At 54.4% G+C, this 17,541-nt stretch carries 12 protein-coding genes and 1 CRISPR repeat array; of the genes, 10 read left to right on the forward strand and 2 right to left on the reverse strand.

The features are described 5' to 3' along the window. Nucleotides 1-306 (reverse strand): transposase (locus tag BHAP_RS11865; protein ID WP_244569314.1); only part of this gene is annotated, 306 nt, incomplete at its 3' end. Nucleotides 307-426: 120 nt separating this feature from the next. Next, nucleotides 427-573: an integrase gene (locus BHAP_RS11870; RefSeq protein ID WP_244569315.1), complete on the reverse strand. Its 147-nt coding sequence runs from the start codon at nt 571-573 to the stop codon at nt 427-429. A gap of 130 nt (nt 574-703) precedes the next feature. Then, nucleotides 704-998: a CRISPR direct-repeat array (repeat unit 28 nt; unit sequence TCTCCTCACGGAGAGCGTGGATTGAAAT). A gap of 1,741 nt (nt 999-2,739) precedes the next feature. On the opposite strand from BHAP_RS11870, the gene BHAP_RS05255 reads away from it, so the two are divergent. The 10 genes from BHAP_RS05255 to BHAP_RS05300 all read left to right on the forward strand — a co-directional run bounded on the left by BHAP_RS05255 (nt 2,740) and on the right by BHAP_RS05300 (nt 17,500). Beyond that, on the forward strand, nt 2,740-4,329 hold the full coding sequence (locus BHAP_RS05255; protein WP_158216437.1) for a sugar porter family MFS transporter: 1,590 nt from the start codon (nt 2,740-2,742) through the stop codon (nt 4,327-4,329). 322 nt (nt 4,330-4,651) lie between these two features. Beyond that, on the forward strand, nt 4,652-8,431 hold the full coding sequence (locus BHAP_RS05260; protein WP_094729699.1) for a thiol reductant ABC exporter subunit CydD/CydC: 3,780 nt from the start codon (nt 4,652-4,654) through the stop codon (nt 8,429-8,431). Between the two features lie 130 nt (nt 8,432-8,561). Continuing rightward, nucleotides 8,562-9,221: an L-threonylcarbamoyladenylate synthase gene (locus BHAP_RS05265; protein ID WP_094729700.1), complete on the forward strand. Its 660-nt coding sequence runs from the start codon at nt 8,562-8,564 to the stop codon at nt 9,219-9,221. Next, on the forward strand, nt 9,218-10,384 hold the full coding sequence (locus tag BHAP_RS05270) for an MraY family glycosyltransferase (RefSeq protein ID WP_094729701.1): 1,167 nt from the start codon (nt 9,218-9,220) through the stop codon (nt 10,382-10,384). The genes BHAP_RS05265 and BHAP_RS05270 overlap by 4 nt, the downstream gene beginning before the upstream one ends. 70 nt (nt 10,385-10,454) lie before the next feature. Next, entirely contained in the window at nt 10,455-12,002 is a 1,548-nt protein-coding gene (guaB, locus tag BHAP_RS05275; protein ID WP_094729702.1) for an IMP dehydrogenase, read from the forward strand. Between the two features lie 141 nt (nt 12,003-12,143). Beyond that, nucleotides 12,144-12,794: an oligoribonuclease gene (gene orn, locus BHAP_RS05280; protein ID WP_094729703.1), complete on the forward strand. Its 651-nt coding sequence runs from the start codon at nt 12,144-12,146 to the stop codon at nt 12,792-12,794. Nucleotides 12,795-12,812: 18 nt separating this feature from the next. Then, nucleotides 12,813-13,673 carry a Cof-type HAD-IIB family hydrolase gene (locus BHAP_RS05285; RefSeq protein ID WP_094729704.1) on the forward strand — a complete coding sequence of 287 codons (861 nt, stop codon included), beginning with the start codon at nt 12,813-12,815 and terminating at the stop codon, nt 13,671-13,673. 57 nt (nt 13,674-13,730) lie between these two features. Continuing rightward, the gene (locus BHAP_RS05290; protein ID WP_094729705.1) at nt 13,731-15,140 is read left to right on the forward strand and encodes a PIF1 family DEAD/DEAH box helicase; all 1,410 of its coding nucleotides are present in this window, start codon (nt 13,731-13,733) and stop codon (nt 15,138-15,140) included. Nucleotides 15,141-15,260: 120 nt separating this feature from the next. Next, nucleotides 15,261-15,734: a hypothetical protein gene (locus BHAP_RS05295; RefSeq protein ID WP_094729706.1), complete on the forward strand. Its 474-nt coding sequence runs from the start codon at nt 15,261-15,263 to the stop codon at nt 15,732-15,734. Between the two features lie 743 nt (nt 15,735-16,477). Beyond that, nucleotides 16,478-17,500: a pyridoxal-phosphate dependent enzyme gene (locus BHAP_RS05300; protein ID WP_094729707.1), complete on the forward strand. Its 1,023-nt coding sequence runs from the start codon at nt 16,478-16,480 to the stop codon at nt 17,498-17,500. Nucleotides 17,501-17,541: the final 41 nt, after the last annotated feature.

The raw sequence follows: 17,541 nt of genomic DNA on the forward strand, positions 1-17,541 counted from the left end.
CGAGGCGATCTCGCCGCGCAGCGCATCCGCATCAGCCTGCGGTGCGGTATCCTTGCGTTCCGGTTCGTCCTTCGCCACCGCGGCCCCTTTCGTCTTGCCGAGCAATCGCCGCTTCCAGTTTCTCACTACCGACGAATCCACTCCCAATCCCTCCGCCACCTCACGCGAGCTCGCTCCACCGGACACGACCTTGAGCACGGCCTCGCGCTTGAGCTCCTCAGGTATGGGCCCGTGGCGAAGCCGGCGTTCGCCGGGCGCGAGCTCGTCAATCCACGAGGCCAGCAGCGTCTTGCTCGGATACCCCATTTGGCGGATCGTGCGGCTCGCTCGCCGCCCGTGCGTCAGGTAATGGTCCACCGCGTCCCGCCTCTGCTCCAACGTGTAACGCGAATACCGCTCGCCACGCGTCGAGGGTATTCCCGTCTTCTATTCCTCGAGCCAGTCCCGATGCCACATACGCAACGCCTCACGACTGGGATACCCCAACTCCCGGATCGCGTCCGCCGCGCAGCACTCATACCTCACATACAACTCCACCGCACGCCGACGCTGCTCCCTCGTATACCTCGCCATGATGGCTCCTCCCGGATCACAGTCCAAGAAAACGGCACCACCTCACACTGCGGAAAAACACTGCCAAACCTGTCGAACAAACATTGAAACAAAACATTGTTGTGTCAGGTCGATGCTCATTGCTCGCCGCTCTCCTCACGGAGAGCGTGGATTGAAATTCTCTCGCCGATTTGTGCGAACGAACCCGGATCGGCCGCTCTCCTCACGGAGAGCGTGGATTGAAATGCGATCTAACTGACGCTCTGCGCGAGTACGCGCGCCGATCTCCTCACGGAGAGCGTGGATTGAAATACGTACGCCTACGCGGACCGCGACATTGCACACGCCGCTCTCCTCACGGAGAGCGTGGATTGAAATAATACGATAGTCCACTAAAATCAATACGATAGTCCGCCGCTCTCCTCACGGAGAGCGTGGATTGAAATACCTGTTGGAACACGAAAGCAGATGGCACGGGTACCGTCGCTTTCCTTGCGATGTGTTCAATTGGAAGTGGGCCGTGTGAGAGCGGATTGAGATGCATTCGCGCTTGCATGCACCGCCAACGAGGTGATCTCCATAGAGAGTGATCAGCTAACGCTACGCAGAAGCACACACACAGACGTAATTTCAATCTGCGCCTTCGGTAAGGGCGTAACCAAGACCATCTTAAACTCGACGTACGCTCCAAATGATCTCAATCTACGTTAAAGAGAACGACAACCTTTCACTGGGGCAACCACGAACAAGCATATCCTCTCATCCCAAGCGTTCTTCTCATAGAGAGCGAACTCAGTAAAAGCAAACGTTAATGACGGCAAAGCTATTTCAATCCGTGTGCATCGACGTTACTGAGAGCAAGGTTGATGCACGTAGCAGATTTCTCTCGCTTGGATAGTGCTCAGTGAGCATGAACCGTCACGCACCTGTAGCAGTGCAGCAGTGGCAGAAAACGCTCGCTGAGACCACTGTCAGGGAGAGAAAGCTGCCACGCAGTTACTTCCATCTATATTGCATCTTCACTTTGCGAATTGAGAGGCAGATGTTCTGAATAAATTCTCACTATTAATAGGTTTCAGGGTATATAGCAGCCTTACACCAAGGCCACACTGCCTCTCAATTCACAAACTGATCCCTGCACAATCGAGAACTGCCTCTCAATTCGCGAAGAGACTCCAAAACACTGCACACCACCCCCACACAACCACACAAACCAACCTTAAAACACCACAAAAGTCCCACACTCGCTATTGAATTCGCATTCATAAATTCGTGAATGAGAATGCTAGGCAGAAACGAATCTAGAACGTTCTCATCTAGCACTCTCAGCGAGCAAGCTATCACTCATCAACCGCACTATATTTCAATCCACATCTCCAATGCTGTGTGCGCGAGACATGACAAATTGGAGCCTATCACGAGTTGAATCATTATAAACTTTATGGTCTGGTTAACAACTACTGCATCTGTAGATGAGAAAGAAATCATCCCTTAGCTACTTTTTGTGAAGTGAGAGGCAGTTTTACCATCGTGCAGGGGTCTTTCTGCGATCTGAGAGGCACCGTAGTTCGGTTACAAGGCCGATATATACCCCCGAAACCTCGTAATATGAGGGCAGAATGCAGAATGTGGTAAGAACGCCTGCCTCTCAGATTGCAGAAGGACCACTGCAAACACCAAAATCTGCCTCTCAGATTGCATATTGCAAGAGCACAGTACGAATGAGAGCACTGAGTGGCGGTTTTCTCTCGCTGACAGTGGTCTCAGCGAGCGTTTTCTGCCACTGCTACAGGTGAGTGGTGGTTTTTGCTCACTGAGCACTGCTCAAGCGAGCAAAAACCGCCACGCGCATCGACCTAGCCCTCAGTAAATCCAATGCGTGTGGTGTGTTGCGTGTGGATTGGCATGACTGTTTCCCCCTTATTCACTCATCGCATTGAAGTTGATCTTGAATGGGCTGCCGCTAACTGCATATCTGTAGTTGTGTATCCGTAGCAGAATGATGAAATGTTTGAAAATGTGCTATTATGTCATCTTGGTTTTGATTGTTAACGCTAACGTGAGTCAACAATGAATCAGGTATGATTCATTCGCGAGTCAAGTACAGTGAGATTAATAATCGGCCAGAAGAGGAGAGTATCGCGGCAACGCCGCGCAATCATCAGTTAAGTAATGAGGTATGTTGCCATGAGTAATACCACGGGTGACATGAACGATCCAGCCGTCGATCTCACAGACGATGGACGCAACCAACGCGGCTCCGGCCGTTACATTGTCGGTCTTGCATTAAGCGCAGGTCTTGCCGGTCTGCTGTACGGTTATGACACAGTTTCCATCTCCGGCGCAATCGATTTCTTACAGACTAAGTATTCGCTGAGTCCAGCTCTACAGGGCATGGTTATCTCGTCCATCATGATCGGTGGCGTGATCGGTGCCGGTCTGTCCGGCTTCTTGTCCGACCGTTACGGCCGTCGTAAACTACTCATGTTCGGTGCTGCGTTCTTCTTCGTGGCGGCCCTGTGGTCGGCGTTTACGTTCAGCCCGGCCACGCTGATCCTTGCACGCGTCATCGGTGGCGTCGGCATCGGTCTTGCCGCAGCGCTCGCCGTCACGTACATTACCGAATCCGCACCGACCAACATCCGTGGTGCACTGACCAGCGCCTACCAACTGCTGACGATTTCAGGCATCTTCCTGACCAACGTCATCAACTATTTCATCGCATCCTCCGGCACCCGCGACTGGGGTGTGAACATCGGTTGGCGTTGGATGCTCGGCATCGGCGCGATCCCCGCTGCGATCTTCTTCGGCGCACTGTGGTTTAGCCCCGAATCGCCGCGTTTCCTCGTGCAGATCGGCAAGGTCGAGGAAGGTTTTAAGGTCCTTGAACGCATCAATGGCACCGAAAAAGCACGCCGCGACGTTGAAGAAATCCAAAATCAGATTGCTGAAGAAAAACAAGCCAACGCACAGTTCTCCGACCTGTTCAAGCCGGGCCTGCGCAAAGCCCTGCTCATCGGTATCTTCCTTGCAATCTTTAATCAAGCTATCGGTATGAATGCGATCAGCTACTACGGCCCGGTCATGTTTAAAGACATGGGCTTCGGCGGTAACACTGAATTCCTCGCATCCTCCTGCGTGGGTGGCATCGAGCTTGTGTTCACCGTCGTTGGCATGTATTTGATCGATACTGCGGGTCGCAAGAAGCTCATGGCTGTCGGCTCCGGACTCATGGTCGTGTTCGCGCTCGGCATCAGCTTTGCGTACGCGAACAATTATCAACTGCTCATGCTGATCTTCGTGATGTGCTTTACGTCTGCGTTCGCGTTCTCGATGGGCCCGATTCCGTGGATTATGATCCCGGAGCTGTTTCCGACATACTTGCGTGGCCGTGCCACCGGCATCTGCACAGTGTTCCTGTGGGCTACGAACTGGGCGATTGGCCAGTTTACGCCGGTCATGATCAACTCTATCGGCGGTATGGGAACGTTCCTTGTGTTCGCTGGTACTAATCTGCTGTGCTTCCTTGGCGTGGTTACCTTCGTACCTGAGACCAAGGATAAGACGCTGGAAGAGATCGCGGAGCTGTGGAAGCCGAAGTCTGAGCAGTCGAACGCGCAGCTTGAAGTGGCGCGTGCCACTGCAGACCTGCGTCAGGCCGAGGCGGATATCAAGGTAGCCGAAGCTGAGCTGGCTCGCGCTCGTCGTGCTAAGGAACGTGCGATTGCTACGAAGGCGGCTGCTGAAGCGTTGGTCGCCGCCCAAAAGCAACGGTGACCTGATGTGTTGTGTGATGCCATCGCGTGAATCGACGTATTTTGCGGTCACGCGATGGTAAATCACACGTGTATGCCATCTCGTGCCCGAGTTCGCAGCAGAAAAGGATTGCAGATATGACCCGGGATCATGCCCTAGCAGCGCTCCTCGTTACTATGTGAACTATGTGACAGATTCCTCAATATTGCCTCTGGTCAAACGGCTCTGCGATTGCTAGGGTGAATTCGGATTCAATACATTCGGATTCATTGAATCCGAATATCCCTACCAACAGATGCGACTTCCGCGCAACGACCCTGTGCGGACTGGTGAAAGGCGGACAATGTTCGACAAGCGGCTTTTGAGCATGGCACCCGGCGTGCGAGGACTGGTGGCCGGCAAAGTGGCATGCCTATGGGTGTCATTGCTCGCCAATATTGCATTTGTAATGACACTCGTGTCGTTACTTGGTTCGCTGTTAAACACGATCGATTCGACGGGGCATGCGTTAGCCGCCGCAGACCTATTCGGACTCGTCAATGTCCCATTGTCCTCAATGTCAATCACGATCTACACAGTCGTATTTGTCGCATGCGCAGCCGTACGCTACTCTATGACGCGACTCGCCGCAGGACTCGGCACTGAAGCCGCCGAACGAGTTAAACTTGGACTTCGCGATCAGCTCTACCGCAAAATGCTCCGGCTCGGGCCGTCCTATGAAACTCGCGTGAAAACGTCCGACATTGTACAGTCGGCTGGTGAAGGCGTCGAGCAAATCCAAAGTTTCTTTGAACTGTTCCTACCCCAACTGTTTTACGCAATCCTCGCCCCGATCACTTTGTTTGCAGTGCTCGCGCCGGTGAACATGCCCACAGCCGTGACGCTACTTGTCTGCGCGCCGTTGATCGTACTGATCGTTGGTATGGTAGCCATGAGTGCGGCTCGCATGTTTAAGAAATATTGGGGCAGCTACACCGATATGGGTGCCACGTTCCTCGATGACATGCAAGGCTTGGAAACGCTGAAAATCTTCGACGCCGACGAGCGCGCGGCTCGCGAAATGGATGAAAAAGCTGAGCATTTCCGCATAATGACGATGCGTGTGCTGCAAATTCAGTTGCGTTCCCTGTCTTCGATGGACTTGGTCGCATACGGTGGTACTGCAGCTGGCATCGGAGTGGCGTTGTGGCAGTATGCGCAAGGCTTGTTCGCAAACGGGCACGAGCCGTCGCTATCACTTGTTGGCGTGCTGCTCATAGTGTTGCTGTCTGCTGATTTCTTTATTCCGCTGCGTCAGCTCGGCTCATATTTCCACGTTGCGATGAACGGAATGACGTCAACCAAGCGTATTTTCCGTCTGCTGGATACTCCTGAACCAGCTCATGGTGACGTTGAACTGGCTGATACAGGCCGGTTCGCGCCGGTTGTTGCGTTTGAGCACGCTGGATTCTCGTATTTCAACAATGACGAAACCAGCGCGCATCGTGACGAGCGCGCGCTTACTGACGTCTCATTTATGGCAAATCCTGGTCATGTAACTGCAATCGTCGGCGTGTCTGGTTCTGGCAAGTCGACGGCTGCAGCGCTGCTTGCTGGCACGTTGACCGGATACGACGGCTCGATCGCACTGCTCGACTTGCGCGGACGTCACGAGATCCGCGATATTACTGCGCAGTCGCTCACGCGTACGATCACGCTGGTCGGCGCGCGCAGTCACTTATTCGCGGGCACGTTGCGCGAGAATCTTGCAATGGCATGTCGTGACGATGCTTCGGCGACTGATGATGCACTGTGGGATGCGTTACGTCGCGCGCGTATCGACGATTTCGTACGCAGTCAGCCGAACGGACTCGATATGAGTATCGAACCGGATGCTGCGAACTTGTCTGGCGGTCAGCGGCAACGTATTGCAATCGCTCGCGCGCTCCTGCATGACAGTCCAGTGTACGTATTTGATGAAGCGACGAGCAGCGTTGACGTAGAAAGTGAAACGCTGATTCTTGCCTCGATTCGTGATCTTGCGGCGGCTGGCAAGACGGTTATTATGATCACGCATCGCATGGCGAACGCTGAACATGCGGACATGATCGTCGTGTTCAGTCATGGCGAAGTTGTCGAAACAGGTATGCACCGCGGACTGATCGGTGCGCACGGCGAGTACACGCGACTGTTCCGCGCGCAGCAGGAGATTGAACAAGTCGGTCGACGTACGATGACGGATGTTGCGACTGACTCGAACATGAGCGTGAGCGCGAACACTGATGACGGTTTTGCTGTATCGAACAACAGTGATATCGATTCATCTGCAACCGCCGATACGGTGACAGCTTCGTCGCAAACTGCACACGCGCACACAGCCGCGCAGGAAGACACTGCGACAGCAGGCGCGTTTGATACCGCCGTTATCGCGCGGTTGCTGCGCATCGCACAACCGCTCGCCGGTATCATGACACTCGCTAGTGTTGCCGGTACGATCGGTCACCTTGCAGCCACGCTATTACCTGTATTCGGCGTATTCGCATTGGCTGCACTCGCCGGTCACCCGGTTTGGTCGATGGGCGCGAGCGCTGCTGTTGCAGCGATGATCATCTGCGCGGTACTGCGTGGCGTGATGCGATACGTGGAACAGTACAGTAATCACAATGTTGCGTTTCGCTTGCTCGCACTATTCCGTTCGCAAGCGTTCGCCGCATTGCGTCGCCTCGCCCCAGCTAAGTTGGCTGGCAAAGGCAAGGGTGATTTGATTGCGCTCATCACCACTGATGTCGAGTTGCTTGAGATTTTCTTCGCGCACACGATTTCGCCAGTCGTGATCGCGGTAACTACTACGATCGTGTACGCGATATTTCTGCTCGCGCTCAGCCCGGCGATGGCTCTGCTGCTCATTGTGTCGCATCTCATTATTGGTGTGTTTGTACCGCGATTCTTCGCCACTAATGTGCAAAATCTTGGCCCAGTTATTCGCCATCAAGCATCTGAACTTGACAATGTGATGCTTGACGATATGCGCGGGCTTCGCGAAATCATTGGCTTTGGTCGTGGTAGCGAGCGAGCCGCGCGCATTGTAGAACGTACGCACGCACTGTGGAAAGAACATGCGCGACTCAGTCGTGTTAATGGCGGATTTGCGGGCATTGGCATGGTACTGGTGATGGCGTTGACCGTTGCTGCAGCAGCGCTCGCAGTTGTGATGTATGAAGGCGCGGCCGGTTCGGATGGTGCCGCTGCTTTGATCGCTGCATTCACGCTGTTCGCAAGCTCGTTCGGCCCGACACTCGCGTTGAGCGCACTACCGGCGAACCTCACACAAACGTTCGCCGCCGCACGTCGCCTGTTCGATCTTATGGATGAGACTCCAGCAGTCGCTGAAACTGGTACTGCAACGCCAGCATATACGGGTATGTCACTCGACCATGTTACGTTCGCATATCCGACGGCTGGTTCGTCTACAGTAGGCGAGTTGACGTCGTCTGCTGCGGTACTGGATGACGTCTCACTTACTATTCCAGCATCTGGAATTCTCGGCGTGCAAGGACCGTCTGGTCGAGGCAAGTCCACGCTGCTCAAGCTCCTCATGCGCTACTGGGACCCGCAATCGGGCACTGTCCGGTTCTCCGGTGAGCCGCTGCCGAACGTGGATGCGGCCTACCGTCGCCGCACACAAACCATGATGAGTCAGGAAACCGCGCTGTTTGATGGCACGATACGAGATAATCTGCTCATCGCACTGCCGAACACGCTTCGTGACAGTCAGCGCGAGTCAAGCCGTGCAAACGACGCCCAGTCAAGCCGTGCGAGCGACGAACTACTACGTGACGCGTGCCGTAAAGCATCCGTACTTGATCTCATTGATTCGCTGCCTGACGGATTGGACACGCCGGTCGGTGAACTTGGTGATCGACTGTCTGAAGGTGAACGTCAGCGTATTGGATTGGCGCGTATTTTCCTGCGCGATGCTGACCTCATCCTGTTTGACGAGCCCACGAGTCGACTTGACGCGTTGAATGAAGCAGTGATTTTGCAGTCGATCAACGCGCTTGCATGCGAACGTGATGCTGCAATTGTGCTTGTATCTCACCGTGAATCGGCAATGCGTATTGCTGATCGAGTACTGCGATTCTGATAGTTGCCTGTGAATCGTGGTGACCCCCAGTTTCTCAGGTGATCGCGGTGATGGTGAAGGATTGCATCATGATGATGCCGGATTGTCACCGCGCGATGGTGCAATGGTAGGTTGTAGATCAGGAGGTGCCATGAGCGCGGTTGAAACGGTGAACGAGGATTCTCTCGCTGAAGCGAAACGAATCATCTCAGCAGGCGGACTGATCGTTATCCCTACGGATACGGTGTACGGCGTGGCGTGCGACCCTCGCAATGCAGCGGCAATCGCGCGCATTTACGAGGTTAAGCAGCGGCCGAGGTTCAAAGCATTGCAAGTGTTGCTTGCAGATATTGACCAGCTTGACGGTCTCGGGCTGGACCTGCCAGTACCGCTCAACCGGCTCGCCGCGCGTTTCCTACCTGGTGCATTTTCGCCGATCGCAGTTGCTCGTGACGACTGTAATCTAGCGACCGTCAGCGCAACAGCAGATGGCACGCGCACGCAAGGTATTCGCATCCCTAATTCTGCGGTTTCCTTACGCATTTTGAGCGCAACCGGCCCGCTCGCCGCTTCGAGTGCGAATCGTTCCGGCGACCAGAGTGCGCAAACCATCGACGAGGCTTGCAACGCATTTGGTGATGCGATCGACCTATATCTGGACGGCGGTCCGACGCAAGGCCATGTAGCAAGCACGGTGGTTGCTGCCAATCCGCTATCGCGTGACGGCATTGAAATCTTGCGTGAGGGCGTTATTCCGCAATCGGTTATCCGTAAAGCCATTCATCTCAACGGTGGGGGACTGGGCGAGTGAGAATCTACCTGTTCATCGCTGCAATCGCTGGCGGCATTACGTGGCTGATCACCCCGCTGATTCGCCATCTGGCCATACAAATCGGTGCTGTTGGTAAAGTTCGTGCACGCGACGTGCATACCATTCCTACTCCGCGCATGGGTGGACTTGGCATGCTCCTCGGGTTTCTTGGCGCGATGTTCTTCGCAAGTCGGCTACCGTTCACCGATAACTTGTTTCGTTCCAGTCATCAAGCATGGGTAGTAATGGCTGGTGCAGTGATGATCTGCCTACTCGGCATGGCGGATGATCTATGGGATTTGGATTGGATGCTCAAAATGGCAGGGCAATTGCTTATTGCCGTGTTTGTAGCGTGGGGCGGTTTACAAATTATTTCCCTGCCACTTGGCTCGCTCGTAACTGCATCTCCGAGTATCTCGATTACTATCACCGCATTTTTGATTGTCGCATCGATTAACGCTGTCAATTTCGTAGACGGATTGGATGGACTCGCATCCGGTATTGTTGCGATCGGCGGTATCGCGTTCGCAATCTACTCGTATATTATTGCGCGATCGTCGCCTTCATACGCATCAATGGCCACGCTGATCGACGTGGCAATGATCGGTATTTGTGTCGGTTTTATCTTGCATAACTGGCATCCAGCAAAACTGTTTATGGGCGACTCTGGTTCCATGCTGCTCGGCTATCTCATCACATGCGCGTCAATTGTCATGACTGGCCGGCTTGACCCTGCAACTATCCACGCGAGTATCTATCTGCCGGTGTTCATGCCGATCCTATTGCCGATTCTCGTACTGTTTTTACCAGTACTCGATATGTGTATGGCGATTGTGCGCAGACTTGCCAAAGGCCAATCGCCAATGCATCCAGACCGCATGCACTTGCACCATCGCATGCTCAAAATTGGCCATTCAGTCCAAGGTGCAGTATTGACGTTGTGGGGTTGGGCGGCACTGATCGCCTTCGGTTCACTGATGATCCTATTTTTCCGTGCACGTTACGTAGCGATCGGCATGGCTATCGCAACCGTAATACTCACGATTATCACCATGTATCCGTACTTAAAACATCGGATTCCTGAAATACGCGAGGAAAACGCGGAAATTGAGCAACGTGCGAAGCATCTCCGCGGCAATAACGGCAATAGTGGCAATAAATAGCGCACAGCAACATTCCATCTCATACCACAGTCGTGTGTCATTCGTCAATACACGCTCATATAGTGGGTCTATGGCTTTAATTCCTGACATGAATTCAGCAACCAATTACGCCCCGCTTCCTCCGATCTTCTCCCAGCTCGGCCTCGCTTATGACGACGTGCTGCTGCTGCCGAACGAGACGGATGTTATCCCGTCCGAAGTGGACACGACCACGCATCTGACGCGTGAAATCACCATGAAGGTCCCGGCGATTTCCGCTGCTATGGACACGGTCACCGAATCTGAAATGGCCATTGCAATGGCTCGTAACGGTGGCATCGGTGTGCTGCACCGCAACCTGTCGATTGACGATCAGGCTGCACAGGTCGATGTGGTCAAGCGTTCTGAATCCGGTATGATCACCGATCCGCTGACCGTCAACCCTGACGTTACGCTTGCAGATCTTGACAAGCTGTGCGGCAAGTTCCACATTTCCGGTCTGCCGGTCGTTGACAAGGACAACAAGCTCGTCGGTATTATCACCAACCGCGACATGCGTTTCATCGCGTCCGAAGATTATGACCATTTGAAGGTACGCGACGTGATGACCAAGGAAAACCTCGTTACTGGTCCGTCCAACATTTCCAAGGAAGACGCTCACCGTCTGCTCGCGCAGCACAAGGTTGAAAAGCTCCCGCTGGTCGACGATGAAGGTCACCTGACCGGTCTGATCACCGTTAAGGACTTTGTGAAGACTGAACAGTATCCGGATGCTACCAAGGATGAGCAGGGTCGTCTGCGCGTGGCCGCTGGCGTTGGCTTCCTTGGTGACGCGTGGCAGCGTGCTTCCGCTCTGATGGAAGCTGGCGTTGACGTGCTCGTTGTCGACACTGCGAACGGTGAAGCTCGTCTTGCACTCGACATGATTCGCCGTATCAAGTCTGATCCGGCCTTCAACGGCGTGCAGGTTATTGGTGGTAACATCGCTACCCGCTCCGGTGCGCAGGCCATGATCGACGCTGGTGTCGACGCCGTTAAGGTTGGTGTCGGCCCGGGCTCGATCTGCACCACGCGTGTAGTCGCCGGTGTCGGTGTTCCGCAGCTGACCGCCGTATACGAAGCCGCTCTGGCTTGCAAGGCCGCTGGCGTGCCGTGCATCGCAGACGGTGGTATTCACTACTCTGGCGATATTGCTAAGGCTCTCGTGGCCGGTGCATCCTCGGTCATGCTCGGCGGCGCGCTTGCTGGCTGCGAGGAAGCTCCGGGCGAGAAGGTGCTCCTGCACGGCAAGCAGTACAAGCTGTATCGTGGTATGGGTTCGCTGGGCGCAATGGCTCCGCGCGGCAAGAAGTCCTACTCGAAGGATCGATACTTCCAAGCTGACGTCACCTCCAACGACAAGGTTGTGCCGGAAGGCGTCGAAGGCGAAGTGCCGTATCGTGGACCGCTCAACGCTGTGCTCTACCAGATGATCGGTGGTCTGCACCAGTCGATGTTCTACATCGGTGCGCACAACATCAAGGAAATGAGCGAAAAGGGCCGCTTCATCCGTATCACTGACGCCGGCTTGCGTGAATCGCACCCGCACGACATCGTGATGACCGCTGAAGCTCCGAACTACTCCGGTTTCCACAACTGATCGGAACGCGAGTTCTTCTTTCATTGGCTCCCCTAGGGGGAGCCTTTGTTATGCGCGAATAGACTGCCATTGTATTGGGCGCGCGATAGCCTGTACTGTTCGATATCGGACAAGACATGCGGCAAGGAAAGGCGGCTCACGATGGTAGATGCACACGATGCAGAAACATACAGCGCGAAGGATTCGCGCCTGATCTGGATCGATTGCGAGATGACAGGACTCGATATTTTCGGCGGTGACGAGCTGGTCGAAGTATCTGTCGTGCCAACTGATTTCGACCTCAATGTGCTCGATGAAGGCGTAGATTACGTGATCAAGCCAAGCGAAGCCGCCGTGGCGCACATGAACGACTTCGTACGCAACATGCACACCCGTTCCGGTCTGATTAACGAATGGGAACATGGCCTGTCTCTTGAAGAAGCCGAGCAGAAAGTCACTGAATACGTGGCTCGCTTCACCCCAGACGGCGTGCGTCCGCTACTCGCCGGCAACACGATCGGCTCCGACAAGAAGTTCCTCGACCATTACATGCCGAACCTGATGAGTCACCTGCACTACCGTAGTGTCGACGTGAGCACGCTCAAGGAGCTTGCTCGCCGCTGGTATCCGGCCGTATATGAGAATCGTCCGCCGAAGAACGGCGGTCACCGCGCGCTCGCCGATATCATCGAGTCTCTCGACGAACTGCGTTACTATCGCGAGGCGTTCATGGCACCGGCTCCCGGCCCGGATGAAACCACTGCCAAGCGTATCGCCGCCGACGTTGTCGCCACCAGTATTCTGAACAAGTAAAGTAGCGAAGGAGCCCGCATGACCGCAGTCGATTGGACCGAGATCACCTCTCCTGTAGACATTCAGCTGGTCGTCGCCGACATGGACGGCACGTTGCTTGATGAGCACAGTGAGATTCCATCTGATTTCTGGCCGATGCTGGAACGTCTGCAGTCACGCGGGATCGAATTCGTACCCGCTTCCGGCCGTCAGTACGCCACGCTGCGTTCCATGTTCGCCGATCGTGTACCGCGTGAACTGTCGTATATCGCGGAAAATGGCAACGTTGTCGTCGCGGACGGCAAGGTGATCGAAGTCCACGGTGTCGACGTTGCTGTCTCGCGTACAGTCATCGATCTCGTCGACGATGCTGTTGCGAACGCAACGCACGATATCGGTCTCGTACTATGCGGTCTGAACACGGCGTATATTCAGCGTACTGATCAGCCGTTCGTGGACGAATGTCGCAAATACTATCACGCGCTCGAAATTGTTCCTGATCTGCATGCTGTTCTGCCGAGCGTTGAACATGGTGATGAGACGATGCTCAAACTTGCGATCTTTGACTTCGGCGACGCGGAAACAATGGCGGCTGATATGCTCAGCGGCATTGCGCGTGATTACCAAGTGGTTGTCTCTGGTGCGCATTGGGTTGACATCATGAGTTTGGGAACTGATAAACGGCGCGGTGTTGAAGCATTGCAGCAGCATTTGAACATTGCTGCGGCAAACACCGCGGTGTTCGGTGATTATCTCAACGATTTGCAGATGTTGTCTGCAGGCGAGTGTTCGTTTGCGATGGGCAATGCGCATCCTGAGCTCAAAGCGGCTGCGCACTATATTGCGCCTACAAACGTTGAGCATGGTGTAATCACTGTTGTTAACCGATTAATTGGCTGATCGGCTGATCGGCTAACGACGAGCGTGCGGTGATCGTGAACGGATAGGGGGAGAAGCGTGCGGCAAGCTGAGGCGTTGGCGATTTTGCAGGCCGGTGCAAACGTGTTTTTGACCGGTGCACCGGGTGCTGGTAAAACGTATGTGCTGAACGAGTTCATTACTGCTGCTCGCAAATCCGGTGCGAGCGTGGCGGTGACCGCGTCCACAGGCATCGCGTCCACTCATATCAACGGGCAGACGATACATTCATGGAGCGGTGTTGGCGTTGCCACCAGTTTGACGGCTAATTTGCTCAAACTCATTCGCACCCGTCGCCGTAGCCGTATTCAAGCGGCTGACATACTGGTTATTGATGAAATATCGATGATGCACGCGTGGCTGTTCGATATGGTCGATCAAGTATGTCGCGCGATGCGCCGTGACCCGCGTCCATTCGGTGGCTTGCAAGTCGTCTTGTCGGGTGATTTGTTCCAGTTGCCGCCGGTAAGTGTTTCAGGACGCAATAATGACGTAATCGCACCCACGCCGGAGTTTGTCGCCTCGCGCGAACGCTATGCGAAAGCTGGTCTTAACCCAGAAGGATTCGTGACTGAATCGCTGGTCTGGCCTGAGCTTGCGCCGACGATCTGTTATCTGACCGAACAGCATCGTCAGGACGCGGGTCAGTTGCTCACGGTGCTTACTGATATTCGTGACGGTTGCGTCGATCAGGATGATCGTGATGCGCTCGTCACGCGGCTTGGACTTATGCCCGCGCCAGACGAGGTAGCTGTACATCTGTTTCCGGTCAACCGGCAAGCTGATAGCCTCAATGATTTGCGACTCGCACAGATTGACGATACGGAGCACATTTTCCATGCTGAGCAAGCAGGACCTGCAAATCTCGTTGATCGATTGAAGAAAAACATGCTTGCACCCGAACGACTGGTACTCAAAACCGGAGCCGCGGTGATGGCGCTGCGCAACGACGCGGATCGACAGTATGTCAACGGTTCGATCGGCACGGTGCGCGGGTTTGCGACCGAGGCAAAGGGCGGTTGGCCGATCGTTGAGTTTGAAAACGGCAATGTGGTGACGATGAAACCGGCCTCATGGGAAATGATGGATGGCGAGACTGTGCTCGCATCGGTTAATCAGGTGCCGTTGCGTTGCGCGTGGGCGATCACGATTCACAAATCGCAAGGTATGACGTTGGAACGTGCTGTCATGGATTTGCGGCGAACGTTCGCACCCGGTATGGGGTACGTTGCACTGTCTCGTGTGGAAAGTTTGAATGGGTTGTATTTACAAGGTGTCAACGAGCGGATGTTCCTCGTTTCACCTGACGCGGTGCGACTTGACGGTAAGTTGCGCGCGGACTGCGAAGCGGCGGTCGGGTTGCTGGAACGCGACGGTGCGGCTGCGTTTAATCCGACGGCAACGCAAACGAATCCGGATGCCGAATTTGAGCAAGGCGCACTGTTCTAAGCGCTTGGTATGTGACGCTCAATTGTCCATAAATATCGGTTAACGGTGAGACGACTGGTTGTACGTTGGTTGCCAACATATGCGTTTCTGATACAGTAGCGAGGTTTGCCAGAAAGGAGTATGACATTGGCAACTGAAGATACGACGAAGAACGTGGACGACATCGCCGCATCGAAGAAGAAACGTACGGAGATTATCATTGCTGCGATTGTGGCTGCTGTAGTGATCGCTGCCGCTGTATTTGTTGTCGTGACTAGGTTCGGCGGTAAAGACGTGGAAACGCTCAAGGCCGAATGTGCAACGGTATCCGATGATTTGCGCGTCTCACAAAACGAGTACAACAATCTTGTCAACGGAGATGCTGCTACGGCTGCCGCATATACCGAGGATGATGTGACCGATGCGGCGACTATTGATACGCTCGCCAAGGAGCTTGCGGTCGAAACCCCGGAACTCGCATCCTGCAACGTCGATGCTGATTCCGAATACGAGTCCGCGATTGACTCCATCAAGAAAAACACCACATGGTATCAGGAGCACACCAAGAGCGTGCAGAAAGCAGTGGACGCCGTCAATAACAGCCTCAAAAAGTGAACTGACGCTATACGCCATCTGTGACCAAGCCCTCCGGCACATTGTCCGGAGGGCTTTTACTATTTCTAGGGCTACAGGACTGTTGTGTGGCGTCCCGTGCGTGGCGTCTCTCCTGTGCGTGGCAGAAATCGCTCGGTGAGTACTGCCTAAGCGAGAGAAAACCGCCACTCGTGCGGTCGGGGCTTATGCGGTGGCAAGGCTGTTAATGAGTTACTCTGCGACACGCCGATTGTCGAGGCGGGTGGTATCGTATGAGCCATGACGTATCTCATGTGTTGTTGTTGTCGCTAACCGAAAGCCGCCCCTTATGGGCTTGACGATCGGCTGACAGCAGCATAATTTGAGATAGGATTCATTCACGCGATTAGTATCGCCAGATGTGTGCGATGATTGTTCTGCGTAACAACATTCAGCAAACAGCAGTGCTCTTGGTAGAGATGTAGTGGCGAACGGCAGTGAGCCAAGGTAAGTCGCGCGTGGCGCGTTCATTATTGCACAAGAGAGTTGTCAGCGTAGCTGACTGAGTTACCTCAAGAACGTCTGGCAATCGTGACCATCCCTCAAACCGCTTCACGGCGAACTCTAACAAGGGAAGACACGAATTTGGCATCATCCCATAGTTATTCACGTGAACGAGAGAATCCCGTTTCTACTGTCATTCAGTCGATGAGTCGGCCCGAACTTCCGCCATCATCATTCGCACTCAATAGAACTATCTGACAGATCAAGAAACGAGCATTATTATGGCTATCCACCACTCACTTGCAGAACTCATCGGCAACACGCCACTCGTCACGTTGAATCACGTTGCCAGCGACGTACGCGCCACTATCGCCGTCAAAATCGAATATCTCAACCCCGGCGGCTCATCCAAAGATCGCATTGCTGAACGCATCATCGACGCAGCCGAACGTGCCGGTCAACTCAAGCCCGGCGGTGTCATTGTCGAACCAACTTCCGGTAACACTGGCGTCGGCCTCGCGCTTGTCGCACAGCAGCGAGGTTATCGTACGATTTTCACCTTGCCGGACAAAGTCAGCGAATCCAAGCGTGCTGTTTTACGCGCCTACGGTGCTGAAATCGTCGTTACACCAACCGATGCCGGCCCAGACGATCCGCGTTCGTACTATCAGGTTGCGCAACGACTTGCAGATACCATTCCCGGCGCGTTCCGACCTAACCAATACGACAATCCCAACGGTCCAGCCAGCCACTACGCAACCACCGGCCCTGAAATCTGGCGAGACACAGATGGCAAAGTCACGCATTTTATAGCCGGTATCGGCACTGGCGGCACGATTTCTGGAACTGGACATTATCTTAAAGATGCGTCAAACGGTGCGGTTACGGTCGTTGGTGCGGACCCAGAAGGTTCGATCTACTCGGCCAGCGACCGCTCTGCCATCCACCAGTACGATATCGAAGGCGTCGGCGAAGATTTCTATCCGAAAGCCTTCGATCGCACCATCACCGACGATATCGTCAAAGTCAACGATCACGATGCATTCCTCATGACCCGTCGTCTCGCAGCTGAAGAAGCGTTACTCGTCGGCGGATCATCCGGCATGGCAGTAGCCGCAGCCGTGCGATACGCGCGCGAACATAACCTCGACGAACACCAACTCGTTGTCGTGCTGCTGCCCGACTCAGGACGCAGCTATCTCGAGAAGATATTTAACGACGATTGGATGCATGCGCATGGTTACGGCGATATCGTCGAAGCAACTGCGCAACCGTCCCTCGCCGCGCAATATCACACTCTGTAACGCGCTATCGGCAATACCAATAGCGACACCCATACGTTTCA

Source organism: Bifidobacterium hapali (assembly GCF_002259755.1).
GTDB lineage: Bacteria > Actinomycetota > Actinomycetes > Actinomycetales > Bifidobacteriaceae > Bifidobacterium > Bifidobacterium hapali.

What these genes read in the sequence shown, in the direction of transcription:
- BHAP_RS05265 (WP_094729700.1), top strand. Translation starts at nt 8,562, where the DNA reads ATGAGCGCGGTTGAAACGGTGAACGAGGATTCTCTCGCTGAAGCGAAA.
- BHAP_RS05255 (WP_158216437.1), top strand. Translation starts at nt 2,740, where the DNA reads ATGAGTAATACCACGGGTGACATGAACGATCCAGCCGTCGATCTCACA.
- BHAP_RS05285 (WP_094729704.1), top strand. Translation starts at nt 12,813, where the DNA reads ATGACCGCAGTCGATTGGACCGAGATCACCTCTCCTGTAGACATTCAG.
- BHAP_RS05300 (WP_094729707.1), top strand. Translation starts at nt 16,478, where the DNA reads ATGGCTATCCACCACTCACTTGCAGAACTCATCGGCAACACGCCACTC.
- BHAP_RS05295 (WP_094729706.1), top strand. Translation starts at nt 15,261, where the DNA reads ATGACATTGGCAACTGAAGATACGACGAAGAACGTGGACGACATCGCC.
- BHAP_RS11870 (WP_244569315.1), bottom strand. Translation starts at nt 573, where the DNA reads ATGGCGAGGTATACGAGGGAGCAGCGTCGGCGTGCGGTGGAGTTGTAT.
- BHAP_RS05260 (WP_094729699.1), top strand. Translation starts at nt 4,652, where the DNA reads ATGTTCGACAAGCGGCTTTTGAGCATGGCACCCGGCGTGCGAGGACTG.
- guaB (WP_094729702.1), top strand. Translation starts at nt 10,455, where the DNA reads ATGGCTTTAATTCCTGACATGAATTCAGCAACCAATTACGCCCCGCTT.
- orn (WP_094729703.1), top strand. Translation starts at nt 12,144, where the DNA reads ATGGTAGATGCACACGATGCAGAAACATACAGCGCGAAGGATTCGCGC.